Origin of the sequence: Vibrio sp. 10N.286.51.B11 (genome assembly GCF_041469245.1) — a bacterium.
Classification (GTDB): Bacteria; Pseudomonadota; Gammaproteobacteria; order Enterobacterales; family Vibrionaceae; genus Vibrio; species Vibrio crassostreae_C.
Window position 1 is genome coordinate 215235 of sequence record NZ_JBFRKI010000038.1, and the last position, 16754, is coordinate 231988.

The 16754-nt window shown below is 45.0% G+C and carries 12 protein-coding genes and 1 pseudogene; 10 read left to right on the forward strand and 3 right to left on the reverse strand.

Going from position 1 to position 16754, the window contains the following annotated elements; genetic code table 11:
- Window positions 1-923 (reverse strand): annotated as a pseudogene (locus tag AB4154_RS18860) (hypothetical protein); the annotation flags it as partial.
- A 245-nt stretch (window positions 924-1168) separates the two neighbouring features.
- Here AB4154_RS18860 and AB4154_RS18865 point away from each other — a divergent pair.
- The 7 genes from AB4154_RS18865 to deoD all read left to right on the forward strand — a co-directional run bounded on the left by AB4154_RS18865 (window position 1169) and on the right by deoD (window position 8515).
- Complete coding sequence (locus AB4154_RS18865) at window positions 1169-1324, forward strand: DUF5363 family protein (protein ID WP_372123811.1); 156 nt, start codon at window positions 1169-1171, stop codon at window positions 1322-1324.
- Complete coding sequence (locus AB4154_RS18870; protein ID WP_050649686.1) at window positions 1305-2117, forward strand: TatD family hydrolase; 813 nt, start codon at window positions 1305-1307, stop codon at window positions 2115-2117. The genes AB4154_RS18865 and AB4154_RS18870 overlap by 20 nt, the downstream gene beginning before the upstream one ends.
- A 204-nt stretch (window positions 2118-2321) precedes the next feature.
- Entirely contained in the window at window positions 2322-3584 is a 1263-nt protein-coding gene (locus AB4154_RS18875; RefSeq protein ID WP_017058833.1) for a NupC/NupG family nucleoside CNT transporter, read from the forward strand.
- A gap of 520 nt (window positions 3585-4104) precedes the next feature.
- Complete coding sequence (gene deoC / locus AB4154_RS18880; RefSeq protein ID WP_372123813.1) at window positions 4105-4881, forward strand: deoxyribose-phosphate aldolase; 777 nt, start codon at window positions 4105-4107, stop codon at window positions 4879-4881.
- A gap of 223 nt (window positions 4882-5104) precedes the next feature.
- Entirely contained in the window at window positions 5105-6433 is a 1329-nt protein-coding gene (gene deoA, locus AB4154_RS18885; protein ID WP_017063283.1) for a thymidine phosphorylase, read from the forward strand.
- 76 nt (window positions 6434-6509) lie between these two features.
- Window positions 6510-7730, forward strand: a complete 1221-nt coding sequence (locus tag AB4154_RS18890) for a phosphopentomutase (RefSeq protein ID WP_136977832.1) — start codon at window positions 6510-6512, stop codon at window positions 7728-7730.
- A 65-nt stretch (window positions 7731-7795) separates the two neighbouring features.
- Entirely contained in the window at window positions 7796-8515 is a 720-nt protein-coding gene (gene deoD / locus AB4154_RS18895) for a purine-nucleoside phosphorylase (RefSeq protein ID WP_017058830.1), read from the forward strand.
- Between the two features lie 127 nt (window positions 8516-8642).
- Here the strand turns inward: deoD and AB4154_RS18900 are convergent, their stop codons facing one another.
- Window positions 8643-9254, reverse strand: coding sequence for a YtjB family periplasmic protein (locus AB4154_RS18900; protein WP_076655999.1), 612 nt, complete (start codon window positions 9252-9254; stop codon window positions 8643-8645).
- Between the two features lie 109 nt (window positions 9255-9363).
- On the opposite strand from AB4154_RS18900, the gene serB reads away from it, so the two are divergent.
- Window positions 9364-10344: a phosphoserine phosphatase gene (serB, locus tag AB4154_RS18905; RefSeq protein ID WP_017058828.1), complete on the forward strand. Its 981-nt coding sequence runs from the start codon at window positions 9364-9366 to the stop codon at window positions 10342-10344.
- 122 nt (window positions 10345-10466) lie between these two features.
- Here serB and AB4154_RS18910 read toward each other — a convergent pair whose 3' ends face one another.
- On the reverse strand, window positions 10467-12812 hold the full coding sequence (locus tag AB4154_RS18910; protein ID WP_372123815.1) for a PilZ domain-containing protein: 2346 nt from the start codon (window positions 12810-12812) through the stop codon (window positions 10467-10469).
- A gap of 161 nt (window positions 12813-12973) precedes the next feature.
- Here AB4154_RS18910 and radA point away from each other — a divergent pair, with 161 nt between their 5' ends.
- Complete coding sequence (radA, locus tag AB4154_RS18915; RefSeq protein ID WP_017063288.1) at window positions 12974-14353, forward strand: DNA repair protein RadA; 1380 nt, start codon at window positions 12974-12976, stop codon at window positions 14351-14353.
- A gap of 234 nt (window positions 14354-14587) precedes the next feature.
- A complete protein-coding gene (fusA, locus tag AB4154_RS18920; RefSeq protein ID WP_017058825.1) occupies window positions 14588-16675 on the forward strand; it encodes an elongation factor G in 2088 nt (695 codons plus the stop codon).
- Window positions 16676-16754 lie beyond the last annotated feature (79 nt).

The window sequence follows — 16754 nt, forward strand, 5'->3', positions numbered from 1 at the left end:
GCGACGTAATCCATTTCACCGGTTCCAGGAGTAACTGTAGGAATACCAGGTTCGATAGGCTCACCGGGAATGATCGGTTTGATTGGAGTATCTGTACCTGGTGGTGTGATAGGACGGTCACCAGAAACTAGATAAAAAGATTTGCCATCAAAGCCATACATTTTACCGTCGTAATATACGATGTTATCGGTAATCGAGATTTCATGTTGTGGAACGCGCACGGTCTCCCCGTCTACTTCAAATAAGTAGTCCATACCATCTATGCCAACAAATTCTGCGACGTAATCCATTTCACCGGTTCCAGGAGTAACTGTAGGAATACCAGGTTCGATAGGCTCTCCCGGAAATGTTGGCTCATTCATTTCTGGACGAGTAACTTGATCTACTCGGTAAAGCTCGTCTCCATTGATTCCTACTATAAGTTTGCGATCGTTCACGACAATGGTTGCTGTACCATCGTTGTTAAGTGTCACATTGCTTGAATCAACATAAACCTCTTGCCCAGCAAGAGTCACAATATATCCACTGTCATTATCCGCGACTTTCCATGTACCAACACTGTCCATTGAAGTAGTGACTGGAAGCTCTGGGATTGTATTACCGTTGTCAGATGAACTGGAAGATGAAGAACTACTTAACAGCCCTGCAACCAATGCAGCAGAAGCGGCACCAACTGCAGCCCAAGTACCGTTAGATTGTTTTTCGTAAGTTACGTCATCGACTGTAGCTGTCGTGCCTGGAGTAGCATTGGCATATTGTTCGTTTAATTTATACTGAACAGAAGCATCAATAGCGTTCATCTGCCCGTCAATAAGTTGAAGTGTTTGTTGGTTTGCTAGTTCTACGTCAACTTGAGGTGCAGAAGCAAAAGCAGGTGCTGCTAATACGCTAGAAATTGATATGGCTAAGAGTGATGCTTTCATAAAGTAGGATCTCGTTATTGAATGGAGCGTCTTGCTATCAATGCCTCCTTGGCAAGTGCGTTTATTATTCGCTGTGGTGAGATTTTCAACAATATAGCCAGCTAGTGTTAATGTATAAATTGGATTTATGCTTTTATGATATTTTGGCTAATCATTAGGCTTTTAAATGATTTGTATGTGTAGTTTGAGTCCTCTACTTTATGTGTTGGCTTTTCATAAGTATTGATAGAAGGCGCGAGGTAAATATGTTCGGTTGGATAAAAGCTTGGATTAGGAAATACGATAAGTGGTGTGAAGAGCTTGGGCTAACGCCTGAGAACAAGCGCAGTTGTGTTGCTTATCGCCGTGATCCTCAAGGGAAACAAACAGAGAGTAGGGAAGATGACACAGCAAATAAGTGACTTTCCGCTGTTTGATACTCATTGCCACGCGGATTTTGAGGCGTTTGAGCAAGGTTTTACACCTGAACAAAGTATTGATGGCTATCTTAAAGAAGCAAAGCAAGCTCAAGTCGAGAAGTTAATCATCCCTTCTATTGGCCAAAGTAACTGGAGGAAGCTCGATGAAATCGCTCAATCTCACCCCAATGTTTACTATGCATTAGGCTTCCATCCTTACTTTTTAGAGCAGGCCAATGACGAACAATTTTCGGAACTTCGCCAATTACTCTCTTCAAAAAACAGCCAATGTGTCGCGATAGGTGAGTGCGGGCTCGACTTTTTTGTGGACGTTGAACGAGAGAAACAAGAGCGCTTTTTCATCCAACAAATGGAACTTGCCAAGGCGTTTGAGCTGCCTTTAATCATCCATGAGAGGAAGTCTTATAACCGACTTATCGAGCTAATAAAGCAGCATAAGTTCACCTTAGGTGGTGTGATTCACGGCTTTTCAGGGAGTGAACAGCAAGCTTTAGCGTGGATCAAGCTCGGTTTCTATATTGGCGTCGGTGGAACGATAACTTACCCAAGAGCGCAAAAAACACGCACAACCATGGCAAAATTGCCCCTTGAATGTCTGGTATTGGAAACGGATGCTCCGGACATGCCCCTGTATGGAAACCAAGGAAATGTTAATCATTCCAAATATTTAGTTACGATCTTAAATGAACTTTTTTTGCTTAGAAAAGAGCCAAAGCAATCGATTGCAGCGCAAATTTGGCAAAATAGCCATCGCGCATTCGGTATATGTGAATAAAACCGAAGGTTTTTGTTTATCGTTTGCGTAAATTGCACTGAGCTTGTGATTTGGCTCACATTTGCGTGTGAATGGTACATGAATCTTCTACGAAAGTGTGAGGACGGCATTACTTTATTAGTGGTCGCATGAGTATAATTGCCTCCGCTTTATAGCCCCATTTTGTAACACGCCAATAAATAACTAATAAGGAAGTCATAAACTATGAGCCTGTTTATGAGCCTAGTCGGAATGGTTGCACTGATCGCAATCGCAGTACTACTATCTGACAACCGCAAAGCTATTAATCTAAGAACAGTGGGTGGCGCTTTCGCTATCCAATTCGCACTTGGTGCATTCGTACTTTACATCCCTTGGGGTCGTGATCTACTTGCAGGTTTCTCTGCTGGTGTAGCAAACGTGATCGACTACGGTAAAGACGGTACTGGTTTCCTATTCGGCAGCCTAGTTAACTTCTCAGTTGACGGTATCGGTTTCATCTTTGCTTTCCAAGTACTACCAACTCTGATTTTCTTCTCTGCACTTATCTCTGTACTTTACTACATTGGTGTTATGCAAATTGTAATCAAAGTTCTTGGTGGTGGTCTTCAGAAAGCTCTAGGTACTTCTCGCGCCGAGTCTATGTCTGCAGCAGCAAACATCTTCGTTGGTCAAACTGAAGCACCTCTAGTTGTTCGTCCATTTGTTCCTAAAATGACTAACTCTGAACTATTCGCAGTAATGTGTGGTGGTTTGGCTTCTGTAGCTGGTGGTGTACTAGCGGGTTACGCATCTATGGGTGTACCTCTAGAGTACCTTGTAGCAGCATCATTCATGGCAGCACCAGGTGGTCTACTATTCGCTAAAATCATCAAGCCTGAAACAGATACGCCAGACGACAACATCGCTGACGAAATGGACGGTGGCGATGACAAACCAGCTAACGTTATCGACGCAGCAGCAGGTGGCGCATCAGTTGGTCTACAACTAGCACTTAACGTTGGTGCAATGCTACTAGCATTCATCGGTCTAATTGCTCTAATCAACGGTATCCTAGGTGGCATCGGTGGTTGGTTCGGTATGGAAAACCTAACTCTAGAACTTCTTCTAGGTTGGATCTTCGCACCGCTAGCATTCATCATTGGTGTTCCATGGGAAGAAGCAACTATCGCTGGTTCTTTCATTGGTCAGAAGACAGTTGTTAACGAATTCGTTGCATACCTAAACTTCGTACCATACGTTGGTGAAAACGCTCAAGTTGTTGCAGCAACTGGTCAAGTGATGTCTGAGAAGACTCAAGCTATCATCGCATTCGCACTATGTGGTTTCGCAAACCTTTCTTCAATTGCGATTCTTCTAGGTGGTCTAGGTGGTATTGCACCAAGCCGTCGCCACGACATCGCACGTATGGGTGTTAAAGCGGTAATTGCTGGTACTCTATCTAACCTGATGGCAGCAACAATTGCTGGCTTCTTCCTGTCTTTCTAATTAGTTAGAAATCGATATATAGACGCCATAATAATATCGCCCCGTAGCAAGAAATTGCTGCGGGGCTTTTTTGTTTTTAGGCCTGCCGTTTTTAGTATATGCACGCGCTTATGCTTAGATTCGATGTAGGGTCTAGAATGTTTTTTTGAGATACAAACCGTTTGCGTTCTAAGGAGCACTACAATTTATTGATGGATACCTATAATGTATAAGCTAAAGGGATAGGATGTCTCTGTTGGCAAGAAAGTAACCTCGAAATCAACTCGAACGTTATTCTTCTGGGATTAAGCCAAATTTAGCGATACGCTATAGATGTTAGACACAACATGACTGATTTGTTGTGCCATAGACCAAACTGGTACTGTGCGGTGACAAGGATTGCAATTGGTAGCGAAAGTTATCAAGTCTTCAGGGAACCAAGTCCGTTCATTTGTGGCTACTGAGCATTACTAAAATATCCATCTATACTGGATGGAGGGCGAAGTAGTTAACTATTTGAATATATTGATCGGAGATAGAAATGAGCGATTTAAAAGCAGCAGCTCTACGTGCACTTAAACTTATGGACCTAACTACGCTAAATGACGACGATACTACTGAAAAAGTAGTGGCGCTTTGTCATGACGCGAAGACTGCAGTAGGCAACACCGCTGCAATCTGTATTTACCCTCGCTTTATCCCAGCAGCTAAGAAAGCGTTGCGTGAGCAAGGTACTCCAGAAGTACGCATTGCGACTGTAACTAACTTCCCTCATGGTAATGACGACATCGAAATTGCTGTTGCAGAAACAAAAGCAGCGGTAGCGTACGGCGCAGACGAAGTTGACGTAGTATTCCCATACCGTGCTCTTATTGCTGGCAACGAAGAAGTTGGCTTTGAGCTAGTTAAACAGTGTAAAGCAGCTTGTGGTGACATCACGCTTAAAGTGATCATCGAAACAGGTGAACTGAAAGAAGAAGCACTAATCAAGAAAGCTTCTCAAATCTGTATCGAAGCAGGTGCAGACTTCATCAAAACTTCAACAGGTAAAGTGCCAGTAAACGCGACTCCAGAGTACGCGCGCATGATGCTTGAAGTTATCCGTGACATGGGCGTTGCTAAAACAGTTGGTTTCAAACCAGCTGGTGGCGTACGTACTGCTGAAGATGCAGAACTATACCTAGCAATGGCTGATGAGCTACTAGGCGCTGAGTGGGCAGACAACATGCACTACCGTTTTGGTGCTTCAAGCCTACTAACTAACCTTCTTAATACATTAGAAGTGACAGACCAGACTGCTGATCCAGCAGCATACTAATTTACTCGTCATATTTGACACCGCAGCGTTGTTGACTGCGTAAGTTCCTCCTAATCACATAGAGCCTCTATGCTCATAGGAATGAACTCACTGGTCGCCTAACTGCAACGCCAAATATTTAGAGTATTGAACATAATAAGTCTGTTTGATGGAGTGGCGTCAAGCCACTCCATATTACCTCTTTTCCCTACAAACCATACTCACTAGAGTTTGGGAGGCACTAATGTATCTACCTCAAGAAATTATTCGCAGAAAACGTGACGGTGAAGTCCTAACAGCTGAAGAAATTAACTTCTTCATTCAAGGTGTGGCTAAGAACACGGTTTCTGAAGGCCAAATTGCCGCATTCGCAATGGCTATCTTTTTTAATGAAATGACGATGCCAGAACGTATCGCACTAACGTGTGCAATGCGTGATTCAGGCATGGTGATTGACTGGAGCCACATGAACTTTGATGGCCCAATCGTTGATAAACACTCTACTGGTGGTGTTGGCGACGTTACTTCTCTGATGCTTGGCCCAATGGTGGCAGCATGTGGCGGTTTCGTTCCAATGATCTCTGGTCGTGGTTTAGGCCACACTGGCGGTACGCTAGACAAGCTGGAATCTATTCCGGGTTACAACATTACACCAACCAACGATGTGTTCGGTGAAGTAACGAAAGATGCTGGCGTGGCTATCATCGGTCAAACAGGCGATCTAGCTCCTGCTGACAAGCGTGTTTACGCAACTCGTGATATCACAGCAACAGTCGATAACATCTCGCTGATCACGGCTTCAATCCTATCTAAGAAACTGGCTGCGGGCCTTGATTCTCTAGTGATGGATGTAAAAGTAGGTTCAGGCGCATTCATGCCGACTTACGAAGCATCTGAAGAGCTAGCGAAATCTATCGTTGCAGTAGCAAACGGTGCGGGTACTAAAACAACAGCAATCCTAACGGACATGAACCAAGTGCTGGCTTCTTCAGCGGGTAACGCAGTAGAAGTTCGTGAAGCGGTTCAGTTCCTAACGGGTGAATACCGTAACCCTCGCTTGTTAGAGATCACTCTAGCATCGTGTGCTGAAATGCTGGTGCTCGGTAACCTAGCTAAAGACTCAGACGAAGCGCGCGAAAAACTGATGGCAGTACTGGATAACGGTAAGGCAGCAGAGTGCTTCGGTAAAATGGTAGCGGGCCTTGGTGGTCCAGTTGATTTCGTAATGAACTACGATAACTACCTAGAAAAAGCAGACATTATTAAGCCAGTGTACGCGCTAGAAAGCGGTGTGGTATCAGCAATGGATACTCGTGCAATTGGTATGGCTGTGGTTGGTATGGGCGGCGGTCGTCGTGTAGCAACTGACAGCATTGATTACGCAGTCGGCTTTGATCACTTCATTCGCCTAGGTGAAGTAGCAAGTGAAGATAAGCCATTAGCAATGATTCATGCTCGCAACGAACAACAGTGGCAAGAAGCTGCAACAGCATTACAAAATGCAATCACTGTGGGCGGAGAATATACAGCAACGCCAGACGTTTACCGTCAGATTCGTTCTGAAGACGTGTAAATAACAGGTATCGGTATACCTCGCGTATACCGATAAACAGAGTTCTGGTGCAAAGAGCAATAAGTTGGTGAAGAAAATGAAAAGAGCATTTATTTTAGTTTTAGATTCATTCGGTATCGGTGAAACAGCGGATGCAGACAAATTTGGTGATGTAGGTTCTGACACTATGGGCCACATCGCAGATCATTGTGACCAAGGTCTTGCAGACAATGCAGATCGTAAAGGTTCACTGGCACTGCCAAACCTGTCTAAGCTAGGTCTAGCGATGGCTCACAAAGAGTCTACGGGTCGTTTTGCTCCTGGTATGGATGCAGACGCTGAGATCATTGGCGCTTACGGTCACGCTGCTGAGCTGTCTTCTGGTAAAGACACGCCATCAGGTCACTGGGAAATCGCAGGTGTTCCTGTACTGTTTGACTGGGGCTACTTCACCGACAAAGAGAACAGCTTCCCAAAAGAACTGACTGACCGCATCCTTGAGCGTGCAGGCCTGTCTGGTTTCTTGGGTAACTGCCACTCATCTGGTACGGAAATCCTAGATAACCTAGGTGAAGAGCACATGAAGACTGGTCTGCCAATCTTCTATACTTCTGCAGACTCTGTTTTCCAGATCGCTTGTCACGAAGAGACATTCGGCCTGCAAAACCTATTAGATCTTTGTCAGATTGCTCGTGAAGAGCTAGAAGATTACAACATTGGTCGTGTTATCGCTCGTCCGTTCATTGGCCCAGGTAAAGGTCAATTCGAACGTACTGGTAACCGTCGTGACCTTTCTGTTGAGCCACCTGCAGCTACCATTCTTCAGAAGTTGGTTGATGAGAAGGGCGGTAACGTTCACTCAATCGGTAAGATCTCTGATATCTACGCGGGTTGTGGCATCACTCAGAAAACCAAAGCAACAGGTATCCCTGCGCTATTTGAAGCAACCAAAGATGCGATCAATGAAGCGGGCGACAACACTATCGTGTTCACTAACTTCGTTGATTTTGACTCAGCTTACGGCCACCGCCGTGATGTTGCTGGTTACGCAGCGGCACTTGAGTACTTCGATGGTCGCATCAATGAAATCATCGATATGATGAAAGAAGACGATGTGCTTATCTTAACTGCTGACCACGGTTGTGATCCGACATGGCCAGGTACAGACCATACTCGTGAGCACATCCCTGTGATTGTTTACGGTCAGAAGGTTCCAGCCGGTTCTTTAGGCCGTCGCGATACGTTCGCTGATATCGGTCAAAGCTTAGCGTCATACTTTGGTACATCGCCAATGGGACACGGTACAAGCTTTCTATAATAGTTAACGAAGAGAGAGGGAAACCTCTCTCTTCTTTTTTTGTTTTGAGATTAAGGATATTTTCAATGGCTACTCCACATATTAATGCTGAAATGGGTGATTTCGCTGACGTAGTTTTAATGCCAGGTGACCCGCTACGTGCTAAATACATCGCTGAAACCTTCTTAGAAGAAGTGGTTCAAGTGTGCGACGTTCGCAACATGTTTGGTTACACCGGTATTTACAAAGGTCGTAAGGTTTCGGTAATGGGACACGGTATGGGCATTCCATCTTGTTCTATTTACGCGACTGAGCTGATCAAAGACTTTGGTGTGAAGAAGATCATTCGTGTGGGCAGTTGTGGTGCAGTGAGCGAAGATATCAAAGTGCGTGATGTGGTGATCGGCATGGGCGCATGTACTGACTCTAAAGTGAACCGTATTCGCTTTAAAGATCATGACTTTGCGGCTATTGCGGATTACAAAATGGTGCGCGCGGCAGAAGATGCAGCCAAAGCTCTCGGTGTCGGCGTAAAAGTCGGTAACCTGTTCTCGGCTGAGCTGTTCTACACGCCAGATCCAGAGATGTTCGAAGTAATGGACAAATACGGCATTGTTGGCGTAGAGATGGAAGCGGCTGGCATCTATGGTGTATGTGCTGAATACGGCGCAAAAGCTCTAACGATCTGTACTGTTTCTGACCACATCAAGACTGGTGAGCAAACGACATCAGATGAACGTCAAACGACTTTCAACGACATGATGGTTATCGCACTAGACTCAGTGTTGCTTGGTGACCAAGAATAATCTTGATTTGTCTTAGCTTGATAAGTTAACAGATAACAAAAAGCCCCGTTGCTGCCTGAGCGTCGGGGCTTTTTATTGGATTGCTGTATTTATTCTGAGTCTAGTATTTATTGTCAGCCTAGTGTGTTTATGAGCTTACATTTTTCAATAGTAAGTTCTCACCAGACTTAGTTGGTCTTCTGCGAATCAGCATGATGAACAACACGCCACTCACAAACCCCATCAACACCATACCGATCATGTAGCGATCACTTTTGCGGTAGTGGTGATCAGAAATCGCCGTCATCTTACCGGTTTCAAAAGTCACTCGAATAAAGCCGATGATCGTTTTCTCTGGAGAATAAATAGGTTCAACTAACTGTTGTCTGCCGATACTTGCTGTTGAAAGTGGTGTATCTAAGCCAAGAACCTCACGTACCGAGAGGGCTTTTTCGCTCGAAGCCAGTCGAATACCCTCTGCATCATAGATGGTGGTATCGAACACCAGTCGGTCTTGAGATAGCTGGTTAGTCAGATCAAGCAATCGCTCTTGGTCTTGTTGCGTGATCATCTTGCTGGCTGAAAGTGATGCCTGAGAGATAAGCAGCTTGGTAAGAGTTTCCAACTGTTTTGCTTGGATCTTCTCGTTACCTTTACTGATCACGACCGTATTTTTAATCGTTACAACGAACATGGTAGCCAACAAAATGAGGGCTAGCATTCGTAAAGCGTTACGTATTGAGAACAATGATTCATTCATGTTTCACGAAGCCTGAAATAAACAAATGTTATGATTAAGACATATTGAGACTTGCGTTTTCAAATTGCAATAGGTTAACGTTTAGCATAGTTAATTAGGAATCATACACATGGACGCTCAGAAATATCTGCCGATAAAAAGGCATACGACATTATTAACTCGACTCCCCGAGACTCGTTTCGCTTCTCAACTCGCTAAATCCAAGGCCAATTGGATTGTGTTTGGTGAGTACCTATCTCCACAATCTTTCGATGACATCGACTTTTTCACTGGCACTTACAACACCATCCTCGATACGTGGAAGGTTGGGCATTATGAAGTGGCTTTGATGTCAGGCAATCTAACGCCAGCACACGAAGAAATCCTCCAAGCGCTAAAGCTTGATTATGCTTGCCTTAGCGAGGTCCCAGACTTATCTAAGCCAGGTTTGATCGTGATGGATATGGATTCCACAGCGATTCAAATTGAATGCATCGATGAGATTGCCAAGCTAGCTGGAGTGGGAGAGTTAGTCTCTGAAATCACAGAACGAGCAATGCAAGGCGAGCTCGACTTTGAACAGAGCCTACGCCAGCGAGTAGGAGCACTGAAAGGTGCGGATGAATCGATATTAGAGCAAGTGCGTCAGTCATTGCCATTCATGCCAGACTTGGTCGGGCTGGTGAATACTCTAAATAAGCTTGGCTGGAAAACGGCGATTGCATCAGGCGGTTTTACTTACTTCTCTGACTACCTGAAAGATACCCTTGATCTAGACCATGCTCAATCAAACACGCTTGAGATCGTCAACGGTAAGTTGACGGGTGAAGTCTTAGGCGATGTTGTTTCGGCGCAGACCAAAGCGGATATCTTGGTAGAGTTGGCTGAAGAGTACGAATTGGAACTACATAATACCGTTGCCGTTGGTGATGGTGCCAATGACTTGGTGATGATGGGCTCTGCAGGTTTAGGCATTGCCTACCACGCAAAACCAAAAGTAGAGCAGCAAGCTCAAACTGCTGTTCGTTACGCAGGTTTAGGCGGTGTGCTGTGTATCTTGTCGGGTGTATTGGCTAAGCAACAGAAGATCAGCTGGCAAGCGAAACCTTAGGGGCTCTACCTAAGTGCTATTGGCTATGTATCTTATTTAGCAATAGTGGCTCAGACACAAAAAAAGCAGGCTATCAGCCTGCTTTTTCAATTTTCATGCTTAAGTTAATACGCCACTCGAGGCTAGCGTGTTAGCTCCAATCGAATCAGCACTTCATCGGTAATGTCCTCTATCTCGCCATAACCGATAAACGCCGTCACCTCATTCTCTAGCTTCTTAGCTTGATGCATACTGATGCGTGAAAGCTCTTCTAAATCCGACTGGAATAAACTCGTTAGCGGATTAAAGATAGGTGCCGTGGTGACTCGCAATACATACACATCACCTAAGTGCTGCGCTTTCTTGATGAATAAGATGCGTTCCTTTGCTGAGGCGAAGTCTTTGACCAACTTGGTGTGTACCGACTGGATTTTGTCGCCAAACTTCACTGCAGCAATGTACACGTCATGATGCTTAGGCTCCGCACCTTCAATTCTTTTTAGTGGCTCAGCCAACAGTGAGTTGGTGTGACCCTTGAAGATTGGCTCGAGTGAGAACTTTTGGTTGTGACCAAGTTTAGCAAGTAACGTTAGATGCTTATTCAGTGGGAAATTCACACCAATGATCTTACAGCGCAGCGTTGAACTTGGCTTATCAATGAATATTGGGTTACTGACCATCTTGCTCAACAAAATGTTGTGCAGTGATTCGAGTAGCGAATGTGTTGGCAGTATCTCTTGCTTCTTAATCAGCTTACTTTGGTTTTGATCGATAAGCCCATTAAGGAAAGCGATGGTACGCATTGTCTTGGCGTTCTCGGCAATAACCAACTGCACGTTGCGACCATTCGGACTCACTCGAATTACGTGGTAAGGCACTGTGCTCAGTGGCAGGTTCTTGTCATAGAGCTGCAGTTCATTGAAGTTCACTAATACCGGATCATTAATCTTGAGTACCATTGGGTGTTCAAGGCTAATGCTCAGTCCACGCTTCGAAATATCTAAGGTGTGTCCGTTCGCCGCTGCGCCATCTTGTGATGTAAGTTGCAACGGTGACTTAAATTGGTATCTCGGCTCTTTACGACGAGTCTGAGAGTCAAAGTAGATGCTTTGAATATTGCCGACGACAGTACGCGGGTGACGGAAGCGGTTCAATTCACTGCTTGGAATGCGTGGCTTTTCACTCAGAAGATAGTCCGCCGCACTTTCGTGATCGCCAATCTCTTGCAAGATTCCGCAATGCGTCAGTTGAGCTGAGCTTTGAGCCAGCGTATCCGAGTGTTTAGCTAATGCTTGTCGCTCAGTGTCTGAAAGTTCGAAAACCGAGAACTTGAACGCCTTCCAACTTTTACGTCTGCCACCGATGTGCCAGAACAGCTGTCTTTGTTCACGAGAGGCTTCAGGCAGCATCATTGAATAGAACAAGGTCTTGTTTTGGTGTTCATGGGTAAAAGAGTAGATAACGTTACTGGTTCCCTTCACTCCTGGTTTCGCCAACAGGTTCATACGTTGCTCGTTGAACAGGGTACCCAGCGCTTGTTGATTTCGTTCGTCGTGCCAATATTGCCATAATGGATGGTTGTTATCCGTCAGTAGGGCAAGCTTTAGTTCGCTGCCGCTGAAAAACAGGGGTAGGTTACAAGTATGCTTTAGATAGGTATGTTCGATTCCTCGAGTACGAGTTCGAATAATCCTATCTTGATTCTCATGGCTGGTTTTCTTACTGGTGCTATTTAAAGACTCATCGAGTAAGCGAGCCACAATATTGTTGTCGCTTACCTTGATGGTTCTTAGAAATTTGACCGCGTTGTTCTCATAAGATTCGTCGATACCCAAAACACGAAATTCAACCGCTTGGTTAACATCGTTTTCTTGGGACTTTTCGATAAGCTCTGAGAACTTAACGCTGATGATCTCGCCGAGGTTGTATCGAAAGGCGCTCGGTACTTTGAACTTTGCACCCGACGGGGAGATATCAACCGTTACACCATGTAGGCTTTGCCCTTTCGATGTGGTGATCTCGACCTGCGAGCTAATCTTGAGTCTGTTCTCTTGGCGTTTTAAGTCGTAACCTAGGTTAATAGCTTCCGCTTCGTACGGGCTATTGGCGCTAGTAATGTCGTGGTTACCTTGAGAAGATGTTTTAACAACGCTCAGAGGCTGAGTTCGCGGAGTCATTACTAACTCCCATGCGCCTTCTGTGTAACCTTTAAACTTTTTCGTACCACGTTGATATGCGTTTAAAGCGATATCATCGAGCCAGTGCTTACGGCCATCGAGAGTGAACTGACGACACTCATTATCAATACGCCCGCGTAAATCAATGCTCTTTGTACACGGAGCCATGATACGATTCAGTTCCATTTTAACGAGCAGCTTCAGAGACGGCGATTCCCCTTCTGTCATTTGAGAAAGAAGGAATTCGAAATCTTCGGCGTGGTAAGCCGGGATTAAACGTTCTGCTACAGATAGAATTTCAGATTGCTGCATACTTTTCTTGTTAGAATGGACGGTGCGTTTATGTTATCGACTAGTTTAAATCGATCTTTAAGTATAAGTGGTATGACTGCAACTTTTATTTTCATCCGTACGGTCAAATAAGTCACAAATTGACAACATCATTGTGTAATTGAGTAAATTATTGAGGTTTTATGGCGAAGGCAAAGCGAGCTTATGTGTGTAATGACTGTGGTGCCGATTTTCCACGTTGGCAGGGGCAGTGCAATGCATGTGGTGCTTGGAACACGATTACAGAAGTTAGGTTAGCCGCTTCACCTCAGGTCGCACGTAATGAACGATTGAGTGGTTATGCGGGCGGTGCAACTGAATCTTCGGTTCAAACGCTGTCAGAAATCGATCTGCAAGAAGTCCCACGTTTTAGCAGTGGCTTTAAAGAGCTAGACCGCGTACTTGGTGGTGGTGTCGTACCGGGTGCTGCGATCCTGATTGGTGGTAACCCGGGTGCCGGTAAATCAACGCTGCTATTACAAACCATGTGTCAGCTTTCTTCTCAATTACCGACTCTCTATGTAACCGGGGAAGAATCTCTGCAACAAGTCGCGATGCGTGCGTCTCGACTTGGATTGCCAAAAGAGCACCTAAAGATGCTCTCAGAAACGAACGTGGATAAGATTTGTCAGGTTGCAGAAAAAGAACAACCTAAGATCATGGTTATCGACTCGATCCAAGTTATGCACGTTGCGGATGTTCAATCTTCTCCGGGCAGTGTTGCACAGGTTCGTGAATCGGCAACCGCATTAACGCGCTACGCAAAACAGAATAACGTTGCTGTGTTCTTAGTTGGACACGTAACTAAAGACGGCACCTTAGCAGGGCCAAAAGTACTTGAGCACATTATTGACTGTTCTGTTTTATTAGATGGCGGAACCGATAGCCGTTTTAGAACGCTACGCAGCCACAAAAACCGTTTTGGTGCAGTGAATGAACTGGGTGTGTTTGCGATGACAGGCCAAGGGCTAAAAGAAGTCAGCAACCCATCCGCTATCTTCTTGTCTCGTGGTGAAGAAGAAACCTCGGGCAGTTCTGTCATGGTGGTGTGGGAAGGGACGCGTCCACTTCTTGTCGAAATCCAAGCGCTGGTGGATTATTCACAGCTGGCTAACCCACGTCGCGTCGCTGTCGGCCTAGAGCAAAACAGGCTTTCTTTGTTATTAGCGGTGCTGCATAAACACGGCGGCTTACAAATGGCTGACCAAGATGTGTTTGTGAATGTCGTCGGTGGTGTTAAAGTAACCGAAACCAGTGCTGATCTTGCGTTGGTGATGGCTCTACTTTCTAGTTTCAGAGACCGCGCATTACCAAAAGATGTGGTGGTATTTGGAGAAGTAGGCCTAGCGGGTGAGATTCGACCTGTACCGAGCGGACAAGAGCGTTTAAATGAAGCATTTAAACACGGCTTTAAGAAAGCGATTGTACCGGCGGCTAACATGCCTAAAGGTGGCATTCCAGGAATGCAGATCCACGGTGTGAAAAAATTATCGGAAGCAATTAATGCTTTTGATGAGTTGTAATTGAACTCACTTCAGCTACTCTATACAGCAGCAATTCAGCCTAACCTTAACGCCGATTAGGCTTTAGGTTAGCACTATAATTAACAATCATTTAGATTGTTACTACTGAGTGCCTTTTTCTATATGTTAGAAAAAGGCAAAGTTTTTTAGTCCCAAATGCATGCAAAGCTATCAGTCTTCACAGATTGTGATATACTCTGCGCGCATTTTATATCCTATTAACAGAGTAAGACAATGGCAGATTTATCGAAATACAGAAACATTGGTATTTTCGCGCACGTTGATGCGGGTAAAACAACTACCACTGAGCGTATCCTTAAGCTAACTGGTCAAATCCACAAGACTGGTGAAGTACATGATGGCGAATCAACGACTGACTTCATGGAACAGGAAGCTGAGCGCGGTATTACTATCCAATCAGCAGCTGTAAGCTGTTTTTGGAACGATCACCGTCTAAACGTTATCGATACTCCTGGACACGTTGACTTCACAGTTGAAGTATACCGTTCTCTTAAAGTTCTTGATGGCGGTATCGGTGTATTCTGTGGTTCTGGTGGTGTTGAACCTCAATCAGAAACTAACTGGCGCTACGCTAACGAATCAGAAGTATCTCGTCTGATCTTCGTTAACAAACTAGACCGTATGGGTGCAGACTTCTACAACGTTGTTGACCAAGTTAAAAACGTTCTAGGTGCAACTCCTCTAGTAATGGTTCTACCAATCGGCCGTGAAGACGAGTTCGTTGGTGTTGTAGACCTACTAAGCCGTAAAGCATACGTTTGGGATGACACTGGTCTTCCTGAAAACTACGAAATCAAAGATGTTCCAGCGGACATGGTTGATGACGTTGAGCAATACCGTGAAGAGCTAATCGAAACTGCTGTAGAGCAAGACGATGACCTAATGGAAGCTTACATGGAAGGTGAAGAGCCTTCTATTGAAGACGTTAAGCGTTGTATCCGTAAAGGTACTCGTGATATCGCATTCTTCCCAACGTTCTGTGGTTCTGCGTTCAAGAACAAAGGTATGCAACTTATCCTTGATGCTGTAGTAGATTACCTACCAGCACCAACTGAAGTTGACCCTCAGCCTCTAATGGATGAGAACGGTGAAGAAACTGGCGAACACGCTATCGTTTCTACAGATGAGACTTTCAAAGCGCTTGCATTCAAAATCATGGATGACCGCTTCGGTGCTCTAACTTTCGTTCGTATTTACTCTGGTAAACTGAACAAAGGTGACACGATTCTTAACTCATTCACTGGCAAGACTGAACGTGTTGGCCGTATGGTTGAGATGCAAGCTGATGACCGTAACGAACTAACTAGCGCACAAGCTGGTGACATCATTGCGATCGTTGGTATGAAGAACGTGCAAACTGGTCACACTCTATGTGATCCTAAGCACCAAGTAACGCTTGAGCCAATGGTATTCCCAACTCCAGTAATCTCAATCGCTGTATCTCCAAAAGATAAAGGCGGTTCTGAGAAAATGGGTATCGCTATCGGTAAAATGGTTGCAGAAGATCCATCTTTCCAAGTTGAGACTGACGAAGAGACTGGCGAAACTATCCTGAAAGGTATGGGTGAACTTCACCTAGACATCAAGGTAGATATCCTTAAGCGTACATACGGCGTTGACCTAACTGTAGGTGCTCCTCAAGTTGCTTACCGTGAAACTATCACTCAAGCAATTGAAGATAGCTACACGCACAAGAAGCAATCTGGTGGTTCTGGTCAATTCGGTAAGATCGATTACCGTATCAAACCAGGCGAAGCAGGTTCTGGCTTCAAGTTCAACTCTGTAGTTGTGGGCGGTAACGTTCCTAAAGAATTCTGGCCTGCAGTTGAGAAAGGCTTCGCATCTATGATGGAAAACGGCGTACTAGCTGGCTTCCCAACTCTAGACGTTGAAGTTGAACTTTTCGATGGTGGTTTCCACGCAGTCGATTCATCTGCTATCGCATTTGAAATCGCAGCGAAAGGCGCATTCCGTCAATCTATGCCTAAAGCTGGCGCGCAACTTCTTGAGCCAATCATGAACGTTGACGTGTTCACTCCAGACGATCACGTTGGTGATGTTATCGGTGACCTTAACCGTCGTCGTGGCATGATCAAAGATCAACAAGCTGGCGTTACTGGTGTTCGTATTAAAGCTGACGTACCTCTTTCTGAGATGTTCGGCTACATCGGTCACCTACGTACTATCACTTCTGGTCGTGGCCAATTCTCTATGGAATTCGCACAATACGCACCATGTCCAACTAACGTTGCTGACGAAGTGATTGCAAAAGTTAAAGCAGAAAAAGAAGCTGGTAAGTAATTAGCCCTTTTCTCAATTAGCTAAAAAAGCCCCGCAAGTGAAAGCTTGCGGGGCTTTTTATTGGTTCATCGCGGCTTTC

Bases quoted from the DNA above. Each gene is read 5' to 3' on its own strand.
- AB4154_RS18890 (WP_136977832.1), top strand. From the start codon at position 6,510: ATGAAAAGAGCATTTATTTTAGTTTTAGATTCATTCGGTATCGGTGAA.
- AB4154_RS18900 (WP_076655999.1), bottom strand. From the start codon at position 9,254: ATGAATGAATCATTGTTCTCAATACGTAACGCTTTACGAATGCTAGCC.
- AB4154_RS18865 (WP_372123811.1), top strand. From the start codon at position 1,169: ATGTTCGGTTGGATAAAAGCTTGGATTAGGAAATACGATAAGTGGTGT.
- deoA (WP_017063283.1), top strand. From the start codon at position 5,105: ATGTATCTACCTCAAGAAATTATTCGCAGAAAACGTGACGGTGAAGTC.
- radA (WP_017063288.1), top strand. From the start codon at position 12,974: ATGGCGAAGGCAAAGCGAGCTTATGTGTGTAATGACTGTGGTGCCGAT.
- AB4154_RS18875 (WP_017058833.1), top strand. From the start codon at position 2,322: ATGAGCCTGTTTATGAGCCTAGTCGGAATGGTTGCACTGATCGCAATC.
- deoC (WP_372123813.1), top strand. From the start codon at position 4,105: ATGAGCGATTTAAAAGCAGCAGCTCTACGTGCACTTAAACTTATGGAC.
- AB4154_RS18910 (WP_372123815.1), bottom strand. From the start codon at position 12,812: ATGCAGCAATCTGAAATTCTATCTGTAGCAGAACGTTTAATCCCGGCT.
- deoD (WP_017058830.1), top strand. From the start codon at position 7,796: ATGGCTACTCCACATATTAATGCTGAAATGGGTGATTTCGCTGACGTA.
- AB4154_RS18870 (WP_050649686.1), top strand. From the start codon at position 1,305: ATGACACAGCAAATAAGTGACTTTCCGCTGTTTGATACTCATTGCCAC.
- serB (WP_017058828.1), top strand. From the start codon at position 9,364: ATGGACGCTCAGAAATATCTGCCGATAAAAAGGCATACGACATTATTA.
- fusA (WP_017058825.1), top strand. From the start codon at position 14,588: ATGGCAGATTTATCGAAATACAGAAACATTGGTATTTTCGCGCACGTT.